This window comes from Rhizobium halophilum, assembly GCF_021648825.1.
In the GTDB taxonomy this organism is placed as follows: domain Bacteria; phylum Pseudomonadota; class Alphaproteobacteria; order Rhizobiales; family Rhizobiaceae; genus Neorhizobium; species Neorhizobium halophilum.
The window spans coordinates 22,805-30,228 of sequence record NZ_JAKJHS010000019.1 but is presented as its reverse complement, the minus strand read 5'-3'; the positions used below and the strand labels follow the sequence as shown (position 1 = coordinate 30,228).

The window sequence follows — 7,424 nt, the reverse complement described above, 5'->3', positions numbered from 1 at the left end:
CGATGATGATGGTCTTCAGCATGGTATCGTCCTTTCTGGTTGGTCTTTTCGGCGTCAGAGCCTGGGACCATGGGTTGAGTGATAGGAGCCGCGCGGCGCGCGGCACCAACTTATAAACAGCGGACAATTTATTATCGCGCTATTTCTTATGGCAATAACGAGATAGGAGGCGCTTGATTGCATGTCAACCTGCTCTCGTTTTCGTGATGATCTGATCTGACGAGGAATGGCGATAGCGATCGCATCCAGCGTCAGATCACCAGAGGGCTTCCTATGCCGATAGAAAACTCTGGGTCGGCAAGCGGGGCGTCCTGGTGTCGCCGGTGCGTAGGCCCCAGCGATGAGGTAAATCTACAAGAACGTGGCCCAGATCATACTGAACTACTGGTCATATCGCTCACATCTACGGCCTAAGTGCCCCATACGCAGGTATGAATGCCAAAGACAGGAAGGGGTACGATAACTTCGGCATCTGGCAATCTTCCATGATGGAGGAGATTTTTCTCCCGCCAAGTTGCGGTTCGATTTCAAGGCAAGAAATTCAACTGCAAATGTCATGGGAAAGGGACGATGGGCGCGACATCCGCTCCATCTATCAAGGATAACGCCGGCATGCGTTTATTTGGACGCGAGGCGAACTTTTCACCGCACCTTCTTTGATCCTAATGGATTTGGTAACTCGGCGGGTGGGCTAGTAATCATGCGCATCATTTGCCAGCGCGGAAGCGGATAGCGCAGTCCCCTCATTCGATGGTGGGTCAGTATCACCGTACGGGGTTCGGCAAACTGCGTAGCAGATGCTTCAGCTGCAGCCCCAATGGGCCGTTCTTCAGTCGCGATTCCATTATGCTTGTAAGGGTGGCGGGGCAATTCAACATCGCCGCGTAACCGTGAATCAATATTCATTGCAAACGCAAGTCGCATTGTTCGTTCCGAGAACGTCTAAGGCCTGCGGATGCGTCCGCTGAGGTTCAACGACGGCAGGTAGTCGAATGAACAGGAGCTTTGCCCCACATCTTGAACAGAGGAAACGCTATGAGTTCCGCGACAATAAGATCACTCACGATCTTGCTTATGTGTGTTTCAGTCGGATGCACATCTATGCGACCGCCTGAGCATGCTATCAACAAGGAGCGCAGAATTTCATCCGCTGACCGCATCATGTCTATCCGAGAGGCACAATTGGGTGATGATAAGCGGCCTGTCCTTCTCGGGTACGAAGGCTTCGTCCCGCCGTCGTTCGGTATGTAATCGGCCTACAGGCGCCGAGCCGCCAATCGTCCAAGTTACACAAGCTATCTTATGTAGCGTTACGATTGTTATGGCTATTTTGGCAATTCGCCAGTTTGGCCACCTAGAGATGCGACAGTCTCGCCTCTCGACACACTGGTCGAAGCCAGTGTCGGGAGCAAGAAGGCAACCTTCAGCTTGGTCGAGGTCATGAGCGATCGTAGTCGTCAAGTCCTGTTTGATCACCATGCCGCAGAGGAATTGCACCGCCAGAAGTCATTCAGAAGATCCGTAACGAACGCTTGAGCGTCGTCAAGCCGCAGTGATGCTCGACCTCAGTCAGGTCCATCGGTTGCTGCGGTCCTATGACCGGGATGGTCCGGTTTCGTCTCAAAGAAGGTCCGAGTGATGCACGAGGCGCTGCCATGAGCGGGACGCCGATCATGAAGAGCCTGCTCCAGGGCATCGAGGACAAAGCCTGCATGCGCCGTCCGGCTCGCTCGCCATCCAACGATGCGACGACGTCGATGACAACGGCCACGTATACGAAACCCTGCCAAGTGGCGCCATAGGTGAAGTCCGGAACCCACAGCCTGTTTGGTGCTGGGGCTTGGAACTGGCGGTTTACCCGGTCAAGCGGGCTCGGAGCCGCCTTGTCCGAGAACGTCGTGCGGATCGGTCTTCCTTGAATGATGCCCTGCAGGCTCATTGACCTCATTAGCCTGGCGACGGTGCAACGGGCGACGTCAAAGCCTTACGCTTCGATTGCCGCCAGACCTTGCAAGCGCCATAGATCCGGAAGTTCTGTTCGAAGACACGACGTATCTCGATCTTCAGGCCGATATCGCTGCGGGCGCGGATCGACAAGCGATCCACGTCCAGGCGTTTGGCGACATTCTCTTAGGTTGACGGGGCGATCGGCAGCAGTCTGCAGATCGGCTCCACCCCAAACTTCATTTGTCACCGAACCACGGCCTTCTGAAACGTTGTGACAATCTCCTCCTTTGCATGTGGTGCCGAAAGGCGGCGGCATCGTTTGCCGCTCATCCAGGCAGTAGGAGTAATTTCTCGTGGTGGAAACGACAGTTCAGAAGATGACTACCTCGCATGGTGTCATCGCTGTAGAGATGACGCGCAGCACAGGCCCTGATGTGGTGATGATTCACGGGAATTCCTCTTGCCGCGATGTTTTCCGCTCCCAGCTCAGCTCCGACCTTGGGCAGAGCTACCGTTTGATCTCTTTCGATTTGCCTGGACACGGCCAGTCAAGTGATGCTTTCGAGAAATCCAGGACCTATCCTTTGCCAGGGTTGGCGGACGCCACTTTAGAACTACTGGAGAAGTTGAATATCAACAAACCGGTTCTGCTGGGGTGGTCGCTAGGTGGTCATGTCGCGATCGAGGTAGCATCGCGAGGGGTTGATCTGCGAGGGCTGTTCCTCACGGGAAGCCCCCCAGTGGGGGCAGACATTTCACAAGGATTCCGAGGCAGTCTCTTGAATGGACTTGCCTCGAACGGGCCGTTCACGCGAGAGCAAGCGGCGAAGTTTGCGCAAAATGTTTTCGGCTCAGCATCGAAACCGGAGTTTGAAGAGGCGGCACTAAGAACAGACGGAACCTTCCGCTCAATTCTGTTCTCGCCGAATAGAGTAGGCGAGAAAAGTGACCAGCGGGCAGTGGTTGGCTCCACCGTTGTTCCGACCGCAGTAGCCAATGGAGCAGACGACCCTGTGGTTAATTTGGATTATGTCGACGGCGTCCGATACTCAAACCTCTGGAAAGGCGTGTGCTTTCGAATTGCTGAATCAGGCCATGCTCCATTCCTGCAGAAGGCACAGGAATTCAATTCTCTCCTCCGTCAATACCTGCAGGACATCTAACTGCAGATGAGCACTCATCGAACTTATCTCGCCGAACTGCGCAGCCATTCCCCAGACATCTTGGTTCATCCTCACCCCTCCCTTCGCGCGATCTCCTCACCCGTTACTGTTTTCGGCGATGACCTGGTTACATTCGCATCCGTCATGTTCGAGATGATGCGAAAAAGGGGCGGGGTAGGACTGGCGGCGAACCAGGTCGGGATAAGGAAGAGGGTCGTCGTAGTCGATTTAAGCAAGCATATGCGATCGGAACCACCGATAGTTCTGGTGAACCCGGTTATCGTGAAACGTTCACTGAAGAAAGCAACCTTCACAGAAGGCTGCCTCTCTTTACCAGGAGTCATGATGGAGGTTTCTCGTCCTTCTAAGGTAACTGTCATTTATAGTGACGTGTCGGGAGTGGAAACTGCAATTAAGGCTGAGGGTATCTTGGCGGCCTGCCTGCAACACGAAATCGATCATCTGGATGGCGTGCTAATCTCTGACTACGATGAACCGCGAGCATAGTGTCGTCCAGCCCTGTCGTAGGCGCTCGCTGTTTTTTCACCGGTGCTGAGTATAGCGAGTGTTAAGCTTGGCCGCTGAATCGACCGAGCGATCAGGAATAAATCCGATTTTCAAAAGAACCTCTGCTCGTGAGGGTGAAGGCCGTGTCGTTGCGGAGTGATTTGCCCTCTGGCTGCCGTCAAGGTCATTCCAGCCGGCTTTCAACAAGGCCTGAAAGGGGGCCTCTTCTTTCCACGGCGGATCCTGGTGAGCTGTCGGGGAGGCATCCGACGCAATTCTGTCGAGGTGGCTAATGGCTGATGAGGTGAGACGCTAAAAGAGCCACCCACGGTGACTGCTCAAGCGCCGCAGCACGTCAATTAATCGCTGTTTCATGTGAAGCGCTGAAACTGTTTCTCGAAACAAAACTGAATTCAGCGCCGTCGACAAGCAATGAGCTTTAACCGACATATGCGAGGCAGAAAATGGCCAACTGGCAGAAGCGGACCATAGGCGTGATGCAGCCGTTCAAACCGATGCATCTGGCGCACGTTGGCGATGATGCGATAACCGGTGCGATTAAGCAGGATGGCGCTGCCCGTCCATGCAATAGTGCCATCCACGTTCTCGGGTACCTTTTGGATAGGACAAACAAGAAGTTTGTCGCAGCCGTTGCTTTTTCTCTCTTTTCTAGCACGGGCGTACTGCCGGCTACGGAATTTGGGCATGTTACTAAAACTGCGTGCCCCCTTGGCGACTGTGCCGCCCCCATCTCCTTTTTCTATCTCGGTGAGTTCGTCATCCCTAGCGGTCATCGCTACTATGATGTGGAGTTTGGTGGGCTTTCAGGACTTGAGTTCGATGCAGAAACAGGCCGCTATATTGGTATCAGCGACGATCGCGGCGAGAAAGGACCGGTTCGCTTCTACGACCTCGACATCGACGCTGGAGCTGAAGGTCTCAAGGGTGTTCACGTCATGTCTCATACCGTCATGCAGGACCAGAATGGTGAAGAATTCGCCGTCCGAGCCGCGGATCCGGAGTCAGTCCGCCTGCGATCGGGCGAGATCTTTTGGACGAGTGAGGGAGACGGCAAGGCCATGATCCCGATATGGGTGTCGATGCCGGCTTCAGAAGCGGCGATGCTTTCTCCCCTGCTGTCGAAATAGAGCCCGGCCGCCGGTGGCCGTAGTTCAGTTCATGTCAGACACCTAGCGGCCGCAGAGCTCAATGCGCCGGAGGCTTGTAGCTGGTTCGCCTCCGGCGGGCGCTCCAGTGGAACGACTCTGACCAGCGCATCTCATGGCCTCCTCTCCGCGCAGTTGGCCCTCTGTTGATTGTGGCCAGAAAGTGCCTCTTCTTCTCCCTAGGGCCGCCTTTTACGATCGTAGTCAATTGTCGGGCAATTGTCATCGAACGACAACGTGCTTGTCACAACCTTACTCAAACAGCATGGAGATCTGCGTGTCGCACAAAAAAGATCCTGAAAATCGGCGCCAAGCCGTCCAACCGCGGTCGAATCCGGATCATGCTCTATGTCGGCAAGGGGAGCTGAAATCGGGCATTGACGGATATAGGGGCGAACCACCTCGCGGTGCGCGTTCGACCCAGGCTCATATAAGGGACCTAAAGCCTCGCGATTACGTGACTGCGGTGATGTTCGGGATCTGTACTATCGTCGCTACCTATCTGGCTTCCACGTTGATAGCGCAGCAGAAGGTTGCGTTGATCGACCTCCTTCATTGAATGGGTCTGTACCCGGTGAAAATTTAGATGCGGCGGCACCTTTGTCATTGGAAGATCTCTAGAAGGATGTCAGACACAGAGACGTGCCGGCGTGCGGCTATTTCACTGAATCGTGAGTCGATAGGATGCGAGCGGCTGGGTCCTTCCCGCCCACTTTGCGTCATCTTGCCACACACGAGGAGATGGTGGAGCCACCCGCTAAGTCCTCGGACGGGATTACCTGCGGCGGCGCTTATCGTTCCTGAGAACCTTGCTGTAGCGAGCTTTGCGGTCATTGTAACCGAGGTGAAATACCGGCCCCTCAGAACTACCGCTTGCAAGGGGGGCCCATACAATGAAGCAAGCTGATCATCCGGTTCTTTGCCGGCGTTCGCCAAGGCTCCGCTATGTCAGGAGAGGTGCGAAAATAACATCGGTGTGCCCATCTAGCAGGCACCTGCCGTTCACCGGCGCGGGAGCGAATGATAATTGCTCGGCACATCCGAAAGCAGTCCGCCTCGCTAGCCTTGCTGGAAGGCTTTTGCCGCTTGTTACCAGACAAACATGGTCTAGTCGCCATGGATGCGTCACCAGCGGAGTCGTTGCCGCCCTCTTCGCAGGGGCAATGGTTTCGTTTTATGCCGCCCTCGTCGAACGTCTTCAGCTGATGTTAAACGCAGTAGTTATCCTCATTGGAATAGGATAATGTTAGCCACGCCGAGACATACGGGCGCCCTGAACCTGCCTGGCCAATAAACATGCGCCGCATCGCCGATCAACACAAGGTTGTTCTCTCGGTGAGAGGTTCGGCACCTCCTCGAGGCCGCTGCAGGGAGTCGCAGCGGGCTCCTTCAGGTTTGCCAGCAGTCTGGTCGGCGCACCATCAAAATCCCGAAAACACTTTACAGCTTTCCTAAGCTAGTGCCGATTATTTGTCAGTTTGGCAGTCCGAATAGGGATACGCTTAGGATTGGCTCTTGCGGATCGCCAACTCCGCTTTGGCCTGAGCATCGCAGAGTTAGCGACCTAAGGTGTCCAAGAACGGCATTTGCTCAGCCGTCATCAGCGCCGCCCGTTTTAGCATCATGTGTTCGTTTTCCCACTGCCAGGGTCTTGAGTCTTGGGAGTTCCTTGAGAGGCTCCGGAGCTCACTCTATCAAGGCGGGGATGACCTGCATGGGATCCACCCAACGGCTCCGCCTGGAAAATCAACGCGTCGTAGAGCATCAGGCCGCCAGCCTCTAGTTCTTCATCTGAGAGGCGGTCACTGCCAAGGGGGGGGGAGAATGTGGTCGCTGTCATCTGCCGGTCTCTTGCCGCCCAAGAGCGGCTGGTACTGGGCTCACATGCGTTCGCCCGATGACCGTCAAGTACGAGGCTCCGACCTTTCCAAAATGGCAAAAGCGGCAGGAGTGGTTACATCTGCAACATGCCGGCCTGGCATGGATCAAGTCGCCACACATGCTTTTAAACAGAACGAGCGCAAGGCGGCGGTCCAGGTGGATGGCTATTCCCCCCCCAAGCCGCTTTGAGCAGAGACTTTTGGCCGCCGATCGTTGCAGAAAGGCTTGAATCCTAGCCGGGTGGCGCCCACCCTCCTATTTGAGCGTAGATAGCGTCACGCAGGCTTCTGACCTCTTGATTGAGCTCCGCCAGTTGGTCTGGTGTCTGTGTAGAGGCTTCGAGAAGCGAGGTTCCCAAGCATCCCGCCCGACATTGGAGGCTTTTCCCCAGCTCAGTAAGTGCGATGACGACCTGTCGTTCATCCTTCGGATTTCGTGCGCGCTTGACAAGGCCGCTAACCTCTAATCGCTTCAGAAGAGGCGTCAACGTACTAGATTCCAGTGCAAGCCTATCTGCAAGCAGACCTACCGTCAGCTTATCTTCAGCCCACAGAACATTCAACACGAGATATTGAGGGTAAGTGAGCCCCATTTTGTCAAGAAGCGGCTTGTAGGCACGCTGGATAGCCATCCCTGCGGAGTAGATACCATAGCAAAGTTGAGCTTCCAGTGGTGGCGGGGGGGCATCCTTGCGTTTGGGCGACATCCAGTTTCCTCCGATTGAGATCTGCTGCAAGTTACATATCACGATATACAATAT

At 55.0% G+C, this 7,424-nt stretch carries 4 protein-coding genes and 2 pseudogenes; 4 read left to right on the top strand and 2 right to left on the bottom strand.

All coding sequences use genetic code 11. From position 1 onward, the window contains the following. Positions 1–1,477 precede the first annotated feature (1,477 nt). A pseudogene (locus tag LXM96_RS21940) lies at positions 1,478–1,633 on the top strand (ISNCY family transposase); the annotation flags it as partial. Here the strand turns inward: LXM96_RS21940 and LXM96_RS20260 are convergent. Then, a pseudogene (locus LXM96_RS20260) lies at positions 1,630–2,181 on the bottom strand (IS3 family transposase); the annotation flags it as partial. The pseudogenes LXM96_RS21940 and LXM96_RS20260 overlap by 4 nt on opposite strands. Positions 2,182–2,300: 119 nt before the next feature. Here LXM96_RS20260 and LXM96_RS20255 point away from each other — a divergent pair. The 3 genes from LXM96_RS20255 to LXM96_RS20245 all read left to right on the top strand — a co-directional run bounded on the left by LXM96_RS20255 (position 2,301) and on the right by LXM96_RS20245 (position 4,765). Beyond that, positions 2,301–3,110: an alpha/beta fold hydrolase gene (locus tag LXM96_RS20255; RefSeq protein ID WP_240000375.1), complete on the top strand. Its 810-nt coding sequence runs from the start codon at positions 2,301–2,303 to the stop codon at positions 3,108–3,110. Between the two features lie 6 nt (positions 3,111–3,116). Then, positions 3,117–3,617 (top strand): peptide deformylase, encoded by a 501-nt coding sequence (gene def / locus LXM96_RS20250; protein WP_240000374.1) that lies wholly within the window; start codon positions 3,117–3,119, stop codon positions 3,615–3,617. 464 nt (positions 3,618–4,081) lie between these two features. Next, positions 4,082–4,765 carry an esterase-like activity of phytase family protein gene (locus LXM96_RS20245; protein WP_240000373.1) on the top strand — a complete coding sequence of 228 codons (684 nt, stop codon included), beginning with the start codon at positions 4,082–4,084 and terminating at the stop codon, positions 4,763–4,765. 2,131 nt (positions 4,766–6,896) lie between these two features. Here LXM96_RS20245 and LXM96_RS20240 read toward each other — a convergent pair. Beyond that, positions 6,897–7,370, bottom strand: a complete 474-nt coding sequence (locus LXM96_RS20240) for a MarR family winged helix-turn-helix transcriptional regulator (protein ID WP_240000372.1) — start codon at positions 7,368–7,370, stop codon at positions 6,897–6,899. Positions 7,371–7,424: the final 54 nt, after the last annotated feature.

Excerpts from the sequence above, each read along its gene's own strand:
- def (WP_240000374.1), top strand. The coding sequence starts at position 3,117 with ATGAGCACTCATCGAACTTATCTCGCCGAACTGCGCAGCCATTCCCCA.
- LXM96_RS20245 (WP_240000373.1), top strand. The coding sequence starts at position 4,082 with ATGGCCAACTGGCAGAAGCGGACCATAGGCGTGATGCAGCCGTTCAAA.
- LXM96_RS20240 (WP_240000372.1), bottom strand. The coding sequence starts at position 7,370 with ATGTCGCCCAAACGCAAGGATGCCCCCCCGCCACCACTGGAAGCTCAA.